Annotated in this window: 15 protein-coding genes; 14 read left to right on the plus strand and 1 reads right to left on the minus strand. The window is 73.8% G+C overall.

The genetic code is table 11. The features are described from left to right. Nucleotide 1 precedes the first annotated feature (1 nt). Nucleotides 2–1,576, minus strand: coding sequence for a glycoside hydrolase family 15 (locus ACZCLJ_RS17360; protein WP_463104649.1), 1,575 nt, complete (start codon nucleotides 1,574–1,576; stop codon nucleotides 2–4). A gap of 313 nt (nucleotides 1,577–1,889) precedes the next feature. On the opposite strand from ACZCLJ_RS17360, the gene groL reads away from it, so the two are divergent. The 14 genes from groL (at nucleotide 1,890) to urtE (ending at nucleotide 18,742) form a co-directional block, all read left to right on the plus strand. Next, entirely contained in the window at nucleotides 1,890–3,515 is a 1,626-nt protein-coding gene (groL, locus tag ACZCLJ_RS17365; RefSeq protein WP_251150171.1) for a chaperonin GroEL, read from the plus strand. Between the two features lie 300 nt (nucleotides 3,516–3,815). Next, on the plus strand, nucleotides 3,816–4,118 hold the full coding sequence (locus ACZCLJ_RS17370) for an urease subunit gamma (protein WP_251150172.1): 303 nt from the start codon (nucleotides 3,816–3,818) through the stop codon (nucleotides 4,116–4,118). Nucleotides 4,119–4,159: 41 nt separating this feature from the next. Next, the gene (gene ureB, locus ACZCLJ_RS17375) at nucleotides 4,160–4,534 is read left to right on the plus strand and encodes an urease subunit beta (RefSeq protein WP_463104650.1); all 375 of its coding nucleotides are present in this window, start codon (nucleotides 4,160–4,162) and stop codon (nucleotides 4,532–4,534) included. A gap of 3 nt (nucleotides 4,535–4,537) precedes the next feature. Further along, on the plus strand, nucleotides 4,538–6,256 hold the full coding sequence (locus ACZCLJ_RS17380) for an urease subunit alpha (protein WP_463104651.1): 1,719 nt from the start codon (nucleotides 4,538–4,540) through the stop codon (nucleotides 6,254–6,256). A gap of 3 nt (nucleotides 6,257–6,259) precedes the next feature. After that, on the plus strand, nucleotides 6,260–7,162 hold the full coding sequence (locus ACZCLJ_RS17385) for an urease accessory UreF family protein (protein WP_463104652.1): 903 nt from the start codon (nucleotides 6,260–6,262) through the stop codon (nucleotides 7,160–7,162). After that, nucleotides 7,155–7,958, plus strand: a complete 804-nt coding sequence (ureG, locus tag ACZCLJ_RS17390; RefSeq protein WP_251150176.1) for an urease accessory protein UreG — start codon at nucleotides 7,155–7,157, stop codon at nucleotides 7,956–7,958. The genes ACZCLJ_RS17385 and ureG overlap by 8 nt, the downstream gene beginning before the upstream one ends. 35 nt (nucleotides 7,959–7,993) lie before the next feature. Beyond that, entirely contained in the window at nucleotides 7,994–8,908 is a 915-nt protein-coding gene (locus ACZCLJ_RS17395) for an urease accessory protein UreD (protein ID WP_463104653.1), read from the plus strand. A gap of 1 nt (nucleotide 8,909) precedes the next feature. Then, a complete protein-coding gene (locus ACZCLJ_RS17400) occupies nucleotides 8,910–9,947 on the plus strand; it encodes an energy-coupling factor ABC transporter permease (protein WP_463104654.1) in 1,038 nt (345 codons plus the stop codon). Between the two features lie 203 nt (nucleotides 9,948–10,150). Then, nucleotides 10,151–13,393 (plus strand): hypothetical protein, encoded by a 3,243-nt coding sequence (locus tag ACZCLJ_RS17405; RefSeq protein WP_463104655.1) that lies wholly within the window; start codon nucleotides 10,151–10,153, stop codon nucleotides 13,391–13,393. Between the two features lie 175 nt (nucleotides 13,394–13,568). Continuing rightward, entirely contained in the window at nucleotides 13,569–14,831 is a 1,263-nt protein-coding gene (gene urtA / locus ACZCLJ_RS17410; RefSeq protein ID WP_251150180.1) for an urea ABC transporter substrate-binding protein, read from the plus strand. A gap of 203 nt (nucleotides 14,832–15,034) precedes the next feature. Further along, nucleotides 15,035–15,919 (plus strand): urea ABC transporter permease subunit UrtB, encoded by an 885-nt coding sequence (urtB, locus tag ACZCLJ_RS17415; RefSeq protein WP_454042875.1) that lies wholly within the window; start codon nucleotides 15,035–15,037, stop codon nucleotides 15,917–15,919. Beyond that, complete coding sequence (gene urtC, locus ACZCLJ_RS17420) at nucleotides 15,916–17,100, plus strand: urea ABC transporter permease subunit UrtC (RefSeq protein ID WP_463104656.1); 1,185 nt, start codon at nucleotides 15,916–15,918, stop codon at nucleotides 17,098–17,100. Before urtB ends, urtC begins: the two co-directional genes overlap by 4 nt. After that, nucleotides 17,097–18,050, plus strand: a complete 954-nt coding sequence (urtD, locus tag ACZCLJ_RS17425) for an urea ABC transporter ATP-binding protein UrtD (RefSeq protein WP_463104657.1) — start codon at nucleotides 17,097–17,099, stop codon at nucleotides 18,048–18,050. The genes urtC and urtD overlap by 4 nt, the downstream gene beginning before the upstream one ends. Next, a complete protein-coding gene (gene urtE, locus ACZCLJ_RS17430) occupies nucleotides 18,050–18,742 on the plus strand; it encodes an urea ABC transporter ATP-binding subunit UrtE (protein WP_463104658.1) in 693 nt (230 codons plus the stop codon). Before urtD ends, urtE begins: the two co-directional genes overlap by 1 nt. Nucleotides 18,743–18,797: the final 55 nt, after the last annotated feature.

Raw genomic sequence — 18,797 nt, forward strand, 5'->3', positions numbered from 1 at the left:
GTCAGCCAGCGGCGTCGAGCTCGACGAGTGCGAGGACGACGAGCGCGGAGCTCCACGACAACGGTGCGACCGCCGCGGGGGACCCGTCGGCCAGCACCTTCTCCGGGATCGCGCCGGACGCCGTGCGGTGCTCGTCGACCCAGCGCAGCCACTCGCGGGCGTCCGCACGGTCCTCGGCGTCGGACGACGACGCCGCGGTCAGGGCGTAGAGCGACGTCTGCGGCGTCCAGGAGATGCCGTCCTCGCGCCACCCCGCACCGGGGGCGAGCCCACCGGCCGGCCGCAGCATCTCGGTGACCGAGGCGTGCCAGGCCTGTTGCGCGCCGTCGAGCGGCTCCGGCTGGAACGGCGGGAGGACGAACGCCGTCGAGGCGTCCCGTGGGCCACCGGTGACGTGCCGCGGGTACCCCTGGCTGCCGAACGCGTCCTCGACGGCGGTACGCAGACGCTCCGCGGCGCGCGACGTCTGCACCACGCGGGTCCACGGGCCCGCCGTGGCGCTCGCGTCGAGCACGACCTCCGCCGTGCCGCCTGCCGTGCTCTCGGCCGTGCCGGCTGCCTCCGCCGTCGTCGCCGGCCGGGGGACCCTGCCGAGTCCCGCGCCGTACACCGTCGCGCGGCGCGGGTGCTCGAGCGTCGCCGCGGTCCGGTAGAAGTCGGACGCCGCCTCGAGGCCCGCGAGGAGAGGCCCTGCGGTGCCGAGCGTGAGCGACGTCGGCTCGACCTCCCAGTAGTCGCTCGACGCCGGCGGCAGCGCGTCGGCTCCGGCGACGAGCGACAGCGCGTGGGCGGTGGACGCGTCGACGAGGGGACGCAGGCGGGCGACGACGTCGGCCCGGTCCGCCTCGGGAGCCTCGGCGACCACGACGGCCGCCGCCCACAGCGCCCAGCCGGTCCCGTCGGACTGGAGCCCGCGGTCGTCGGGGACGCCGGTGCCGTCCGGCAGGTACCGCGCGTGGAAGGACCCGTCCTCCTCCTGCACCTGGCCCAGGAACCCGAGCACGTCGAGAGCCTCGTCGACGTGACCCGTGCGGGCGAGCGCCGCCGCGGTGAACGACGCGTCGCGTGGCCACACGTACCGCCACTTGGGCGAGGGCGCGGCGAGCGACGCCCCGTTGTCGAGCACGAGGGCACGCAGGTCGAGCAGCGCGTCCTCGCCCAGCTCCGCGTAGGGCCCGCCCGCCCCGGGGACCGTGCCTGCGGCGAGCCAGGCGCGCGAGGCGGCGGCGGCGTCGGCCGCGGCGGACGCGTCGAGGAGTGCGGCGGCGTCGATGGGTGCGCCCGCGACCTGCGCGAGGCGGTTCGCCTCGCCGTCGGCGGGGTCGACCCCCGCGGCGAGCACGGCGGCGTCCAGGCTCGCCGGGTCGAGGACGCGGCTTCCCTCGAGATAGGTCGCGGCGGTCCCGGACGGCAGGCGCAGGAGCGCGCCGGAGGTGACGGCGACACCGTCCTGGTAGAGGTCGATGTGCTCGCCCACCGGTTCGGCGGAGGCGGTCGCCGCGCTGAGCCCCAGGGTCGGGACCAGCACGAAGCCGGCCACCGCACCGAGGCGCCACGTCGCTGTTGCGCGGATCACACCGCGCATCCTAGGGGAGCGCGACCACGCCGGGGACCGGGCGCCGGATTCCGCCCGGCGCGATACCGCGAGGACGGGGGCGGCACTGTCTTGCACTCGCAGGGTGAGAGTGCCAATAATGGCGTTAGCACTCTCCTCGTGAGAGTGACAGAAGTGACCAGCGCAGGCAGCCGTCCAGGCGGGTGCCGCGCAACAACACCAGGTCGACAGGTGAGGCCCGCCCCGGCGGCGTGACATGAACGCCGCCCGACGCGGGTCGTCCGTCGCGGGCGCCCGCCGACCGCCGAAAGCCACCAGCGGAGGATCATTCCCCATGGCAAAGATCATCGCCTTCAACGAGGAGGCCCGTCGCGGGATGGAGCGCGGGCTCAACGTCCTCGCCGACACCGTGAAGGTCACCCTCGGCCCCAAGGGCCGCAACGTCGTGCTCGACAAGAAGTGGGGCGCGCCGACGATCACGAACGACGGCGTCTCCATCGCCAAGGAGATCGAGCTCGAGGACCCGTACGAGAAGATCGGTGCGGAGCTCGTCAAGGAGGTCGCCAAGAAGACGGACGACGTCGCGGGTGACGGCACCACCACCGCGACCGTGCTCGCCCAGGCGCTCGTGCGCGAGGGTCTGCGCAACGTCGCCGCCGGCTCGAACCCGATCGCCCTCAAGCGCGGCATCGAGAAGGCCGTCGACGCGGTGACCGAGCAGCTGCTCAACGCCGCCAAGGAGATCGAGACCAAGGAGGAGATCGCCGCCACGGCCGCCATCTCCGCCGGCGACCCCGCGATCGGCGAGCTCATCGCCGAGGCCCTCGACAAGGTGGGCAAGGAGGGCGTCATCACGGTCGAGGAGTCGAACACGTTCGGCCTCGAGCTCGAGCTCACCGAGGGCATGCGCTTCGACAAGGGCTTCCTCGCGCGCTACTTCGAGACGGACCCCGAGCGCCAGGAGGCCGTGCTCGAGGACCCGTACGTCCTCATCGTCGAGTCCAAGATCTCGAACGTGAAGGACCTGCTCCCCGTCCTCGACCAGGTCATGAAGCAGGGGCGCTCGCTCCTCATCATCGCCGAGGACGTCGAGGGCGAGGCCCTCGCGACGCTGGTGCTCAACAAGATCCGTGGCACGTTCAAGTCCGTCGCCGTCAAGGCCCCGGGCTTCGGCGACCGCCGCAAGGCCATGCTCCAGGACATCGCGATCCTCACCGGCGGCCAGGTCATCACCGAGACGGTGGGCCTCAAGCTCGAGAACGCGACGCTGGACCTGCTCGGCCAGGCGCGCAAGGTCGTCGTCACCAAGGACGAGACCACGATCGTCGAGGGTGCGGGCGACGCCGACCTCATCGCGGGTCGCGTGAACCAGATCCGTGGCGAGATCGAGAAGTCGGACTCCGACTACGACCGCGAGAAGCTCCAGGAGCGCCTCGCGAAGCTCGCGGGCGGCGTGGCGGTCATCAAGGCCGGCGCGGCGACCGAGGTCGAGCTCAAGGAGCGCAAGCACCGCATCGAGGACGCCGTGCGCAACGCGAAGGCTGCCGTCGAGGAGGGCATTGTCGCCGGTGGTGGCGTCGCGCTCATCCAGGCCGGTGCCGTGGCGTTCGAGAAGCTCGAGCTCGAGGGTGACGAGGCGACCGGTGCCGCGATCGTGCGCGCCGCGATCGACGCCCCGCTCAAGCAGATCGCGATCAACGCCGGTCTCGAGGGCGGCGTCGTGGCCGAGAAGGTCCGCAACCTCCCGTCGGGTCACGGCCTCAACGCCGCGACCGGTGTCTACGAGGACCTCCTCGCCGCTGGCGTGAACGACCCGGTCAAGGTCACGCGCTCCGCGCTGCAGAACGCCGCCTCCATCGCGGCGCTCTTCCTCACGACCGAGGCCGTCGTGGCGGACAAGCCGGAGAAGAACGCGCCGGCGCCGGGTGGCGACGGCGGCATGGGCGGCATGGACTTCTGATCCACGCCTGACCCGTCCGGCCCGTCCGGACGCACCAGCAGCACCGAAGGCCGTCGGCCGGGTTCGCCCGGTCGGCGGCCTTCGTCGTGCCGTCCCTGCGCCGAGCCCGGGGTTGCGGGCCGATGCTGGCCGCTGGTGGCGCACAACCCGGGGTTCGGCGGCATCCTGGGAGCGTGGTGGCCGCGTGTGGCCCGCGAAGGCTCGGTCCCGGCACGTGGACGACGCCGTCAAGGGCGCGGTACACACGCGTATAACGCCGCGTATACACATCGGACACATGCGACGGGCAGGATCACCGCCATGCACCTGACACCTGGTGACACCGAGAAGCTGCTGCTCGCCGTCGCGGGCATGGTCGCCCGCGACCGGCGCGAGCGCGGCGTGCTCCTCAACTATCCCGAGACGGTCGCGCTCCTCACCACGTGGGTGATCGAGCGGGCGCGCGAAGGCGTGAGCGTCGCCGAGCTCATGGTCTCCGGCCGCGAGGTCCTGGGCCGCGACGAGGTCATGGAGGGCGTCGCCGAGATGCTCCCCGACGTGCAGGTCGAGGCGACGTTCCCCGATGGTCGCAAGCTCGTCACCATCCACCAGCCGATCGCCTGACCGGCGACCCGTACGACCAGCAGCGCAGGACGGAGCCGACGATGGCGGGTATCAGCACGAGCGGGCCGGGCGCGATCCGGCTCAAGCAGGGCGCGGAGGACGTCCCGATCGTCCTCAACGCGGACCGCACCGACGACGAGCGGATCACGCTCGTGGTGACGAACACCGGGGACCGGCCCGTGCAGATCGGGTCGCACCTGCACCTGCCCGACGCCAACGCGGCGCTCGACCTCGACAGGGCCGCAGCGCACGGCTTCCGGCTCGACGTCCCGTCGGGCACGTCCCGCCGGTTCGAGCCGGGCGCGTCCGCCGAGGTCGAGGCCGTGGCTCTCCGGGGCCGACGCCGGGTGCCCGGCCTCCAGCGCGGCAAGCCCGACGGCGGTCGGCTCGACACCACGACGACCCCGGAGGACTGAGCGATGGTCGCGATCTCGCGCGAGCGCTACGTGGCGCTCTACGGGCCCACGAAGGGCGACCAGGTGCGCCTGGGCGACACCGACCTCTGGATCGAGGTCGAGGAGGACCGAACGTTCGGCGGCGAGGAGGTCGTCTTCGGCGGCGGCAAGTCGATCCGCGAGTCGATGGCGCAGGGGTCGACTACCCGTGCCGAGGGCGCGCTCGACACCGTGATCACCAACGCCGTCGTGCTCGACTGGTGGGGGATCGTCAAGGCGGACGTCGGGATCCGCGACGGCAGGATCGTCGCGCTCGGCCGGGCCGGCAACCCCGACGTCGCGGACGGCGTGCACCCGGACCTGCACATCGGGCCGTCCACCGACGTCGTCTCGGGCGAGGGCAAGATCCTCACCGCGGGCGGGATCGACTCGCACGTGCACCTCATCTCGCCGTCGCAGGTCCACGAGGCGCTCGCCACGGGCATCACGACGGTCGCGGGGGGCGGTACCGGGCCCAGCGAGGGCACGAAGGCGACGACCGTCACGCCGGGTGCGTGGCACCTCGAGGCGATCCACCGCTCGCTCGACCGGCTGCCCGTCAACGTGCTCCTGCTCGGCAAGGGCAACACCGTGAGCGCCGAAGGGCTGCGCGAGCAGGCGATGGCGGGCGCAGGCGGCTACAAGGTGCACGAGGACTGGGGCTCGACGCCCGCCGCGATCGACGCGGCGCTGCGCGCGGCCGAGGACTGGGGCCTGCAGGTCGCGCTGCACTCGGACTCGCTCAACGAGGCCGGGTACGTCGACTCGACGCTGCGCGCGATCGGCGGCCGGTCGATCCACGCGTTCCACGCCGAGGGCGCGGGCGGCGGGCACGCACCCGACATCCTCACGGTGGCGAGCCACCCGAACGTCATCCCGGGGTCGACCAACCCCACGCTGCCGCACACCGTGAACACCGTGGCCGAGCACCTCGACATGCTCATGGTGTGCCACCACCTCAACCCCGCCGTCCCGGAGGACCTCGCGTTCGCCGAGTCGCGCATCCGCGGCACGACGATCGCCGCCGAGGACGTGCTGCACGACCTCGGGGCGATCTCCATCACGTCGTCGGACGCGCAGGCGATGGGCCGCATCGGCGAGGTCGTGACGCGCACGTGGCAGGTCGCGCACGTCATGAAGGCCCGCCGCGGCGCCGACCCGGGCGGCGGCCGAGGCCCCGCGCTGCCGGCCGACAACCTGCGCGCGCGCCGCTATGTCGCGAAGTACACGATCAACCCGGCCGTCGCGCACGGCATCGACGGCTACGTCGGCTCCGTCGAGCCGGGCAAGGCGGCGGACCTCGTCCTGTGGGAGCCCAAGCTGTTCGGCGTCCGGCCGAGCGTCGTCATGAAGGGCGGCGCGCTCGTGTGGGGCGCGCTCGGAGACCCGAACGCGTCGATCCCGTCGCCCCAGCCCGTGCTCATGCGCCCGGCGCTCGCGGACGCGATCGGCGCGGACGTGTCGATGTCGTTCGTGTCGCCCGCCGCGCTGGACGACGGCCTCGAGGAGCGGCTCGGTCTCGCGCGCCAGCTCCTGCCCGTCGCCGACACGCGCGGCGTCGGGAAGGCGCAGATGAGGCTCAACGACTACCTGCCGCAGATCGAGATCGACCCGGAGACGTTCGCGATCGAGGTCGACGGGGAGCTCGTCGTCCCCGCGCCCGCCGAGCGGCTGCCCCTCGCGCAGCTCTACTCCCTGTTCTGAGCCATGAGCGACACGGGAGAACCGGCACGCCGTGGCCGCGGCGTCGAGGGCGGTGACACGGGGGGTGACGAGGGGGGTGGCCGGGCCGAGCTCATGCTCGCGCTGCTCGCGGACGCGCGCCTCCCGACCGGCGGGCACACGCAGTCGGCCGGGCTCGAGCCCGCGCTGCGAGCGGGCATGGACCCGACGCGGGTGCCCGACTACGTGCGAGCGCGCCTCGCGACCGTGACGCGCGTCGAGGCGGCGACGGCCGTCGTCGCGCGGCACGCGGTGCTCGCGGGTCTGCCCGACGCCACGGGTTCGCCCCGCCGGTCCGCCTCGCCGTCGTCCGGGCCCGACGACGCGTGGTCGCCCGTGTCCCGCGCCCTCGCCGACGCATGGCGCGCCTGGGCGGCGCGGACGCCGTCGCCCACGCTGCGCGAGACCTCGCAGCGGCTCGGCCGCGGCTACCTGCGGCTCCTGCGCCGGCTCTGGTCCGGGCACCCGGGCGTCGTCGGGCTCGACGCCGCGTCCCGCCTCCTCGCGGCCGACCGGGCGACGTCGGGCGTGCCGGCAGGAGAGGACGTCCGGGCGACGTCGGGCAGGACGGTGCGCGCGCCGTCGTCACCGCGCCCCGTCGTGCTGGGCGTGACGGCCGCGTGTGCAGGCCTGTCCGCACTGCAGGTCGCGCGCCTCGTCGGCTACGAGGACGTGCAGACCGTCGCTGCGGCGACGCTCAAGCTCGCTCCGGTCGACCCGGTCGACGCGACCGGCTGGGTCGTCGCCGCACAGCCCGCGATCGACGCGCTCGCCCGCGACGTCGCCCACCTGACCGACCCCCGCGCGATCCCCGCGCACGGCGCACCGCTCGTCGAGCAGTGGGCCGAGATCCACGCCCGCACCACCGAGAGGCTGTTCAGTGCCTGACAACCTGACCGACCCGAGCACCGCCCCCGTCGCGACGTCCACGAGGTCCCTGCGCCTCGGCGTCGCCGGCCCTGTCGGCACGGGCAAGAGCTCGCTCATCGCGCTGCTGTGCCGCGAGCTGTCCGGAGTGCTGCAGCTCGGCGTCATCACCAACGACATCTACACCGACGAGGACGCGCGCTTCCTGCGGTCCGCCGGCGTGCTCGACCCCGAGCGCATCCGCGCGGTCGAGACGGGCGCGTGCCCGCACACCGCGATCCGCGACGACGTCACGGCGAACCTGCTCGCCGTCGAGGACCTCGAGGAGGACTTCGCGCCGCTCGACGTCGTGCTCGTCGAGTCCGGCGGCGACAACCTCACCGCGACGTTCTCGCCCGCGCTCGTCGACGCGCAGATCTTCGTGCTCGACGTCGCGGGCGGCGGAGACGTCGCGCGCAAGGGCGGCCCGGGGATCGCGCGCGCGGACCTCCTCGTCGTGAACAAGACCGACCTCGCGCCGTACGTCGGCGTCGACGTGCCGCAGATGGTCGCCGACGCGACTGCCGCGCGCGACGGCGGCCCCGTCCTCGCGCTCTCGCGGCTCGACCAGGACTCGATCGACGCTCTCACCGGGTGGCTCCACGGCCTGCTCGCCGAGCACCGGGCCGGCAGCCACGTGCCGCAGGACCCGGGGCCCATGGCGCCGCACTTCCACGCGGACGAGGACGCCGAGAACGGGATCGGGTTCCTCCACACGCACGAGGACGGCGACGCCGGTCACGACCACGACCACGCGCCGACCGGCGCGCGCGGCTGAGCTCGGCACGACAGGAGAGGACCGGAGAGGGCCGGATGGACGGCACGACGCGGGTCGGGGTGACCCGGGCGGCAGGGCGCGTACGGTGCGACCTGCGCCCCGGGGCGCTCAGCGCGCGCGTGCTCTCGACCGGCCCGGGCGTCGCGCGGGTCGCGCTCGTCGCCACGCGTGCCCTCCTCCTCGGCGGCGACCACGTGCGCGTCGAGGTGCACGTCGGGGAGGGCGTGGAGCTCGAGCTCGTCGAGGTCTCGGGCACCGTCGCCTACACGGGGCGCGGCCGGGCGGCGTCGTGGACGGTGGACGTCGTCGTGGGGGACGGCGGCCTCCTCGTCTGGGACGCGCTGCCGTTCGTCGTCGCGGAGGGCGCGGACGTCACGCGGAGCACCGACGTGCGGCTCGGTGCGGGAGCCGTCGCGCTGCTGCGCGAGACGCTCGTGCTCGGCCGGACGGGGGAGTCCGGCGGTCGGCTGCGGTCGAGCACACGCGTCGAGCACGTGTCAGGACGACAGGTCACCGGGGTGATCCCTGACCCTGACACGGCGACACCGCTTCACCGCGTGTCAGGGTCACCGACCACCGGGGTGATCCCTGACCCTGACACGTTGCGCGAGCTGTTCGTCGAGGACCTCGACCTCGGTGCGCACCGCGCGCTGCCCGGGATCCTCGGGACGGCGCGCGTCGTCGACTCGGTGCTCCTCCTCGGCACGCGACCTCCGGCCGCGCGCCCGGACGACGCCGTCGCCACCGGGCGGCACCCGTTGCGCCTCGACCTCGACGGGCCGGGCGCCGTCGCGCGCCACCTCGGGGCGAGCACGCACGACGCCGGCCTCGACGCCGTCCTCGCCACATGGGCCGCGGCGGCGCGTGCCGCCCGCGCGGCCGTCGTCCCGTACCCCGACCCCGGCAACGACCCCGATCAGAGCATCATGCTGCAGACGACAGGAGCCTGACATGCACGTCCCCGACCACTTCCTGAACGACCCCACGTCGGCGACGACCGCCGTCGTCTCCCTCGCCGCCGTCGGGTACGCCGCGTACCGGGCGCGGGCCGACCTCACGCCCGGCCGCGTCGCCCTGACCGCCGCGACGACGGGCTTCGTGTTCGCCGTGCAGATGCTCAACTACCCGGTCGCGGCGGGCACGAGCGGGCACCTCATGGGCGGGGCGCTCGCGGCGGCGCTCGTCGGGCCGTGGCTCGGCATGCTGTCCGTGACCCTCGTCCTGCTCGTGCAGGCGCTCGTGTTCGCCGACGGCGGGCTCAGCGCACTCGGGACGAACGTGCTGCTCATGGCCGTGGTCGGCACGCTGGTCGGCTGGGCCGTCACGCGCGGCGTCCTGCACCTGACCCGCGGGCGCTGGTCGCCCGCCGCCGCTGGGGCGGGTGCGCTCGCGAGCGTCCCCGTGTCGGCGGCGGTGTTCGCCGGCCTCTTCGCCGTCGGCGGGACCGTCCCCGTGCCGGTCGGCGAGCTCGTCGGGCAGATGCTCTCCGTGCACGTGCTCATCGGGCTCGGCGAGGCCCTCATCACCGCCGGGGTCGTGGGCCTCGTGCTCGCGGTCGCACCGGGCGTCGCGGCGATCGAGCAGGTCGCCCGCGCCGCGCGCGGTGTCGGCGTGCCCGACGGCGCAGGGTCGGCCTCCCCGGTCCTGTCGCCGTCGGGTGTCGCGACCGCCGCTCCGGCGGGTGGCGTCCGCCGGGCCGTCGCCGCGCTCGGCAGCGGCGCGCTGCTCGCCGCGGTCGTGCTGTCGTCGTTCGCGGCCGCCACGCCCGACGGCCTGGAGGCGACCGCGGAGTCCGTCGGGTTCGCCGGCGCCGCGCGCGACCACGCCTTCGCCGGGATGCCGCTCGCGGACTACGGCGAGGTCGGCGGGATCTTCGTGGGCGTCGCCGGGTTCGTGGGCGTCGTGCTCGCGGTCGCGGTCACCTGGGCACTGCTCGCGGGTTCCCGTCGGGCGCTCGGTGCACGGGCGGTCGCCGCACCTGCTGCCTGACGGCGATCGACGACGGCCCGTCGCACCCGGAGGGTGTGCGGCGGGCCGTCGTCGTCGGGGCGGGCAGGTCGGAGCAGCACGTGCGCGAGCGTGCTGCCGGTCCGTCGCCCGCAGCTGCCCGGCACGGCCGTCGCCCGTCGTTGCCCGGGGCCGGGGACGACGCTCCGTTCAGCGCGGCAGGGCCGGGGGCCTACGCTGACGCCGTGCACGACGACGTCACTCCTCGCCGCCCCTGGTACGCCGCCGTCGCGGCCGCGGTGCTCCTCGGGCTCGGGCTCGGGGTCGCGGCGGGTCTCGGCGACGTGCTGGCCGTCGAGGCGACGCCGTCGGTCGCGGCGCCGGAGCACGCCGTCGCGGCCCCCGCCGCAGCGGCCGCCGCTGCGCCCGGGGTCACGACCGTCGTCCTCCCCGACGACTCGCTGCGGCTCTCGCTCGCGGCCGACGCCGTCGTGGACGCGCTCGCCGCGCGCGGTGCCGCGACGACGGTCCGGGTGGACCCCGCCGGGACAGACCCCGCCGCGCCCGACCCTGCACCGGGCGAGCTGCGTGTGGACACCGACGCCGACCTCGGATCCGACGACCTGGAGGCATACCGCGTCGTGGCGCTCGGGGACCCGGCGGATGCCGGCGCCTGGCAGCTCGACGCGGCCGACGTCGCGGGCGCGGCGCACGGGCTCTACGAGGTGGCGGACCGCATCCGCACCGGTCGTGACGCCCTGCCCGCCGGACCCGGCGAGCCGGGCGACGGCGTCGTGCAGGAGCCCGCGCTCGGCATGCGGCTCGTCGACAAGGGTGCGACCGGCATCGAGCCCGACGCGCAGGGGTGGCGCGAGGGCGACCCGTACTCGCACAACGGCGGGTCGTTCGCCGACGCGATCCTGTCCGACGCCCCGTACGTGGACGAGGCCGCGCTCGCGGACGACGACGCGGACTTCCGGGGCTACGTCGCCTCGCAGCTCGCGCAGGGGTTCACGGGCGTCGTGATCCCGGGCTTCCTCGAGTACGTGACGTTCGACGAGGTGGGCGACGGTCAGGAGGTGTACGCGGGCGACGACGAGCACGTCGCGCGCGCGGAGGCGATGCGCTCCGGGTTCGGCCCGATGTGGGAGTACGCCGACGACGCCGGTATGGACGTCTACCTCCAGACCGACATGCTCATGCTCAGCACGCCGCTGGAGGAGTACCTGGGTGCGCGCGACCTCGACGTGCACGACCCCGAGCTGTGGGACGTGTACGCCGCAGGTCTCGACGAGCTCTTCACGGCGATGCCCGCGGTCGACGGCCTGATGGTCCGGATCGGCGAGGCAGGGCGCATCTACGACCTGCCGGGCTGGGACTACTGGTCCGAGCTCGCGGTCACGGACGACGCCGCGGTGCAGGCCATGCTCGCGGCCTTCACGCGCGTGGCGGAGGAGCACGGCAAGGACGTGATCTTCCGGTCGTGGTCGGTCGGGGTGGGCGCGGTCGGCGACATGCACACGAACCCTGATTCCTACGAAGCCGTGCTCGCCGGGATCGACTCGCCGTCGCTCGTCGTGTCGACCAAGCACGTCGCCGGGGACTTCTACTCGTGGCTGCCGCTCAACCCCACGCTCGAGGTGGGGGACCAGCGGCGCCTCGTGGAGCTGCAGTCACGGCGGGAGTTCGAGGGCTTCGGGGCGCTGCCGAACGATCTCGGCCCCGCGTACGCCGGCGCGCTCGAGCACTACCTGGCCGCCAACCCGCACGTCGAGGGCGTGTGGGCGTGGGCGCAGGACGGCGGGCCATGGAAGGCCGGCCCGATGAGCCTGTACCGCAAGTCCGGGTTCTGGCAGCTCTACGACCTCAACACCTATGCCGCGACGCGCCTCGCCGTCGACCCGGCCGCCGACCCGGGCGAGATCACCGCCTCGTGGGCGCGCGCCACGTTCTCCGACGACCCGGCGACGGTCGCGGCGGTCGGCGAGGCGATGGCGCTCTCGCGCGACGCGGTGACCCACGGTCTGTACATCGGCGCGTTCGCCGGGAACCAGGTGAAGGCCCTCGGTCTCGAGCCGCCGCCCATGATGTGGATCTTCGAGTGGGACATCGTCTCCGGCGACGCCGCCGCGCTCGACTCGATCACCTCGATCGTGGGGGACCGGCCCGAGGACGTCGAGGCCGCCGTCGCGGAGGGCCGCGACGCCGTGCGGACCGTCGGCCGGATGCGCGACGCGATCGCCGGGACCGACCCGGCGACGTGGCGCGACCCCGCGCTGCGCGAGCAGCTTCTCGACGCGATCGACTACGAGGCGGACCTGCTCACGGTGCTCGCGGACTATCGCGAGGTTGTGCTGCAGCACGGCCGCTGGCTCGCGACCGACGACGGCGCGGCCCGGGCGGCGTGGGCGGACGCCCGGGACCGTTTCGAGAGCTCGCGGTCCGCGCACGTCGCCACCTACGGGGACGACCTCTACCTGCCCGCCTACACGTTCACGGCCGCCGACCTCGGGCTCCAGCGTGCGGAGCGCGACCTTCCCGTCGCGTGGGCCGCCCGCGTGCTGGGGCTCGTGCTCGTCCTCGCCCTGGTCCTGGGCACGGCGCCGGGGCAGCGTCTTCTCGGCCGGGCCGCCCGCACCCGCACCCGCGTCGGTGCCGGCGACGGCGACAGCGACGGCGACGGCGACGGCGACGAGCCGAGCAGGCGGGTGCCCGGTGCCCTCGCCCTGCGCGCGCTGTGGCTCGGCGCCACGCGGCCCTGGCGCGTCGCCTCTCTCGCAGGGGACGCCGGTCGCGCCGACCGCGTGCTCGTCTGGGCGCTCCCGGTGGGCGCCGTCGTGCTCAGCCGGGTCGCGTACACGTGGGCGCTCTCCTGGGTGCACCTCGTCGTCGTGCTCGGAGCATGGGCGCTGTTCGTCGGGGTGCTGCGGCTGACGGTCGGGCGTGCCGGGTCGTTCGGCCTCGCGGGCGCGGTGGGTGGCGCCGCGATGCTGCGAACGGTGGTCCTGCTCGCCGTGCTCTCGCCGACCGGGCCGGGCGGCTACTGGTACGGGCTGTGGGCGGAGCCGGGTGCGCGGACGGCGTACGTCGTGCTCGCGTTCGCCGGCTTCGCGTGGGTCGGCGTCGCGTCGTGGTTCGCGCTGCGGTCACTCGGCGCCGGCGTGCTCGGCGCGACGGGGCGGGTGCTGGTCGTCGCCGCGGCGCCGCTCGTCGTCGGCGGGCTGGCCGTCGCCGCCGTCGGGCTCGAGACGACGCTCACCGCCTGGAACGACCAGATGATGGTCCTGCCGTGGGGGTTGTCCCGGATCCTCGGGCTCACGGTGCACCTGGGCGTCCCGGCGGCTCTCCCGCTCGCGGTGGCGGTGCTCGGTGCCGTCGTCGGCGCGCTCGGTGCCGCGGCGTGGTGGTCCGGTCGCGCACGGAGAGCGACGGGTTCGCCTCGCTGGGACCTCGGGTCGGAGCCAGGAGTCGGCGTGACCGGATCGTGACCCCCCGACACGCAGCGTTAACACGAGGGTGAAACCGCCCGAAACACGGCCTCTCTAGCGTCGACACCAGTGGGCACGGTTGCGGACACGCTCTCGTATACATCCGCGTACACCTGCCCGCGGCACGCGGTCCTCCCGCCCCGGAGGCCGCGCCGACCCGCTGAAAGGACCTCCGGTGACACCTTCACGCGCCACGACCCGCCTCGCCCCGGCAGCCGCCCTCGTCGCCCTCACGCTCGTGCTCACCGCGTGCGGCGCGCGGACCGAGAGCGGCGACACCACCGGCGAGACCACCGCCGCCGAGAGCTGCGTCGACACCTCGGGCGACACCGTCAAGATCGGCTTCCTCAACTCGCTGTCCGGCACCATGGCCATCTCCGAGCAGACCGTCGCCGACTCGCTCGCCCTCGCGGCCGACGAGATCAACGCCGACGGCGGCGTCCTCGGCAAGCAGCTCGAGATCGTCCAGGAGGACGGCCAGTCCGAGCCCACGGTCTTCGCCGAGAAGGCCGAGAAGCTCATCACGAGCGACTGCGTCGCCGCCGTGTTCGGCGGCTGGACGTCGGCGTCGCGCAAGGCCATGCTGCCCGTGTTCGAGGCGCAGGACTCGCTGCTGTTCTACCCCGTCCAGTACGAGGGCCTCGAGTCGTCGCCGAACATCTTCTACACCGGCGCGACGACCAACCAGCAAATCGTCCCCGCGCTCGACTACCTCAAGGAGCAGGGCACCGAGTCGATCTTCCTCGTCGGCTCCGACTACGTCTTCCCGCGCACCGCGAACAAGATCATCAACGCGTACGCCGAGGCCAACGGCATGGAGGTCCTGGGCGAGGAGTACGCGCCGCTCGGCCACACCGACTTCTCGACGATCGTCAACAAGGTGAAGTCCGCCGGCGCCGACGCGGTGTTCAACACGCTCAACGGCGACTCCAACGTCGCGTTCTTCAAGGAGTACAAGAACGCGGGCCTCGGCCCGGACGCGATGCCCGTCGTGTCCGTGTCCATCGCGGAGGAGGAGGTCGGCGGCATCGGCGTCGAGAACGTCGAAGGCCAGCTCACCGCCTGGAACTACTACCAGACCATCGACAGCCCCGAGAACGCCACGTTCGTCGAGGCCTTCCAGGCCGAGTACGGCGACGACCGCGTGACGTCCGACCCGATGGAGGCCGCGTACACGTCGCTGCACCTCTGGAAGGGCATGGTCGAGAAGGCCGAGTCGTTCGACGTCGCCGACGTCCAGGAGGCAGCGGGCGGCGTCACGTTCGACGCGCCGGAGGGCTCCGTGACCGTGAACGGCGACAACCACCACATCGCCAAGACCGCGCTCATCGGGAAGATCGGCGCCGACGGCCTCATCCACACCGAGTGGAGCTCCGAGGAGCCCATCGAGCCCGACCCGTTCCTCGAGGGCTACGACTGGGCCGAGGGCCTCTCCTGACGGTTCCGCTCGTCCCGCCCTGCTGAGTCCGGCGGGGGCCGGGGGTGCGCGCGCCGGGTCTACCATCCGCCCGCTCGTTCCTCGCGGGCTCCCGCCAGACCCACCACGACCCGGCGCACGCACCCCCGGCCCCCACCTCGTCTGGCCGGTCGCCTCAGCCCTCGTCCACCTCCCGCACGCACCCACCGGAAGGCGCGCCGCCCATGGATGTGCTGTTCTCCCAGCTGTTCGCGGGACTGAGCCTCGGCTCCGTCCTGCTCCTCGCCGCCCTCGGGCTGGCGCTCACGTTCGGCCAGATGGGCGTCATCAACATGGCGCACGGCGAGTTCATGATGGCGGGCGCCTACACGGCGTTCGTCGTGCAGGGGGTCGTCGGGAACGCCGGCGTCTCGTTGCTCGTGGCGCTGCCGCTCGGGTTCCTCGTCGGCGGGCTGCTCGGTCTGCTGCTCGAGGCCACGCTGATCCACCGGATGTACAAGCGGCCTCTGGACACGCTGCTCGTCACGTGGGGCGTCGCGCTCGTGCTGCAGCAGGTCGCGCGCGACGTGTTCGGCGCGCCGAACGTCGACGTGCGGGCACCGTCCTGGCTGAGCGGGGCCTTCGACCTGTTCGGCCTCGCGGTGCCGAAGACGCGCCTGTTCATCCTCGCGCTGGCCGTCGTCGCCGTCGTGGCGCTGGCGGTCGTGCTCAAGGCGACGCCGCTCGGGCGCCGGATCCGCGCCGTCGTGCAGAACCGCGACCTGGCCGAGGCGAGCGGCGTCTCCACCCGTGCCACCGACCGGCTGTCGTTCTTCATCGGCTCCGGTCTCGCCGGCATCGCGGGCGTCGCGCTCACGCTGCTCGGGTCCGTCGGCCCGACGCTCGGCACGAGCTACATCGTCGACGCGTTCCTCGTGGTCGTCGTCGGCGGCATCGGGCAGATCAAGGGCACCGTCATCGCGGCGTTCGCGCTCGGGCTGCTCCAGGCGACCTTCGAGTACTCGACGACCGCGAGCATCGCCAAGGTGCTCGTGTTCGTCGCGATCGTCGCCTTCCTGCAGGTGCGACCCCAGGGCCTCGTGTCGGTCCGGACGAGGAGCCTCGCATGACCGCCGTCACCGAACGGGCCCAGACCCTGTTCCGCTCGTCGCGCGCCCGCGTGATCATCGGGTTCGCCGTCGCCGCCGTGCTGCTCTTCGCGGTCGCACCCGCCACGCTCTCGACGTTCCGCCTCGGGCTGCTCGGCAAGTTCCTGTGCCTCGCCATGGTCGCGGTCGGCATCGGCCTCGCCTGGGGCCGCGGCGGGATGCTCACGCTCGGGCAGGGCGTGTTCTTCGGCCTCGGCGCGTACATGATGGCGATGCACCTCAAGCTCGCCGACGCCGCGCAGGTCGAGGGGTCGGGCGGCGTGCCCGACTTCATGATGCTCTACGGCTCCGGCGTGGTGCCGGGGTGGTGGGAGCCGTTCCGGTCGCCGGTCGTGACGATCCTCGCGATCCTCGTCGTCCCGGCCGGGGTCGCCGCGCTGCTCGGCTGGGCCGTGTTCACGCGGCGGGTCCGCGGCGCGTACTTCGCGATCCTGTCCCAGGCGCTCGCGGCCGCGTTCGCGATCCTGCTCATCGGTCAGCAGGCGACGACGGGCGGCACCAACGGCCTCAACGGCTTCCGGTCGTTCTTCGGCTACGACCTCGCCGACCCGGTGAACAAGCGCATGCTCTTCTTCATCGCCGCCGGGGCGCTGCTCGTCATGGTCGCGATCGCGCGCCAGCTCATGGTCTCCCGGTTCGGCGAGCTGCTCGTCGCCGTGCGGGACCAGGAGAACCGTGTGCGGTTCCTCGGCTACGACCCGGCGAAGGTCAAGGTCGTCGCCTACGCGGTCGCCGCGCTCATGGCGTCCGTCGGCGGGGCGCTGTTCGTCCCGATCGTCGGCATCGTCTCGCCCGCGGACGTCGGCGTCGTCCCGTCGATCGGGTTCCTCATCGGCGTCGCGATCGGCGGCCGCGCGACGCTCCTCGGGCCGGTGCTCGGGTCGATCGCCGTGAGCTGGGCGCAGACCACGCTGTCCGAGCAGTTCCCGTCCGGGTGGATCTACGCCCAGGGGGCCCTGTTCATCGTCGTCGTCGCGTTCCTCCCGGGCGGTCTGGCAGAGCTGTTCACCCGGTGGCGCCGCTCGCGCGGAGCTCCGGAACCCGACGCCGGTCCCGCCCCGGGCGGCGACGTCACCTCCGGCGCCGGTCCCGACGAGACCGAGCGCACCGCCGTCGACGCACCCTCGGGGAGGGCCTCATGACCGAGCAGCACACCGCACCCGAGGCCCTCGAGGAGGGGGTCGCGGGAGACGGCCTCGACCTGGAGGCGGCCCAGGCCGTCCTCGGCGTCGACGACTCCCGGTTCCGGCACGACTATCTCGAGATCCGCGGCCTGCGCGTCGAGTTCGACGGTTTCGTCGCGGTCCAGGGCGTCGACCTCACGGTGACGGCGGGCGACCTGCGCTTCCTCATCGGGCCGAACGGTGCCGGGAAGACGACGATCGTCGACGCGATCACCGGACTCGCGAAGGCGTCGGGGTCCGTCCAGTTCGGCGGCGTCGAGCTGCTGGGGAAGAAGACGCACCGGGTCGCCCGCGCAGGAGTCGGGCGCACGTTCCAGACCGCGAGCGTGTTCGAGGAGCTCAGCGTCCTGCAGAACCTCGACATCGCCGCAGGTTCCCGGCGCGGGCCGCTCACGCTCCTGCGCCGGCGCGGACAGGTGCCCGAGTCCGTCGAGCAGGCGCTGGAGACCGTCGGCCTGACCCACCTGCGCGACACGCAGGCCGGGATCCTCGCGCACGGGCAGAAGCAGTGGCTAGAGATCGGCATGCTCCTCGTCCAGGACGCGCGCCTGCTCCTGCTCGACGAGCCCGTCGCGGGCATGAGCCAGGCCGAGCGCGAGCAGACGGGCGAGCTCCTGCAGCGCATCGGCGCCCAGAGGACGGTCGTCGTCGTCGAGCACGACATGGAGTTCCTGCGGGCCTTCGCCTCCTCGGTGACGGTGCTCCACCTCGGCCAGGTGCTCGCCGAGGGCACGTACGCCGAGGTCCAGGCCGATCCGCGCGTCCAGGAGGTCTATCTCGGCAGCGCCGGGGCGACCCGCGGCGCGCGACGACCCGGGCGGGACGCACCGGAGGGCGGGCCCGCGGCGTCGGGCACGCGGCCGACGGCGGGGCCGCAGGGCGCCGCGAGACACGAGGAGGAGGCGTGATGCTCGAGCTCACGGGACTGCACGCCGGCTACGGCCGGACCATGGTGCTGCACGGCGTGGACGTCACGGTGCCCGCGGGCGGCGTGGCCGCCGTGCTCGGCCACAACGGCGCGGGGAAGACGACGCTCCTGCGGACGGCCCTCGGCCTCCTCAAGCCGCGCTCGGGCACGGTCGTGCTCGACGGCGAGGACGTCACCCGGCTGCCGACGTACCAGCGGGTGCGGCGCGGGCTCGCGTACGTGCCGCAGGGCCAGCAGTCGTTCGGGGACCTCACGGCCCGCGAGAACCTGCAGCTCGTCGCCGACACGTCGCGCGAGGGGTCGCGCCGGCTCGACGAGGCGCTCGACCTGTTCCCGGCGCTGCGCGGCCTGCTCCGGCGACGCGCGGGACTGCTCTCGGGCGGGCAGCGCCAGCAGCTCGCGATCGCCCGCGCGCTCATCACCGGCCCGCGCGTCCTCGTGCTCGACGAGCCGACCGAGGGCATCCAGCCGTCGGTCGTCACCGAGATCGAGGACGCGATCCTCACGCTGACGGACGCGGGAGGGCTGTCGGTGCTGCTCGTCGAGCAGCACGTCGGGTTCGCGCTCGGCGCGGCGAGCGACTACGTGGTCCTGCAGTCGGGACGCGTCACGAGCCGCGGGACCGGCGGCGAGGACGCCGAGGCCGGGGTCCGTGCGGCGATGGCGGTCTGACGGCGTACGGCGGGCGCGCGGGTGCGGGAGGATGGGGCAGGGGACGCAGTGGCCG

The sequence above is a fragment of the Cellulosimicrobium sp. So1_17 genome (genome assembly GCF_055181235.1).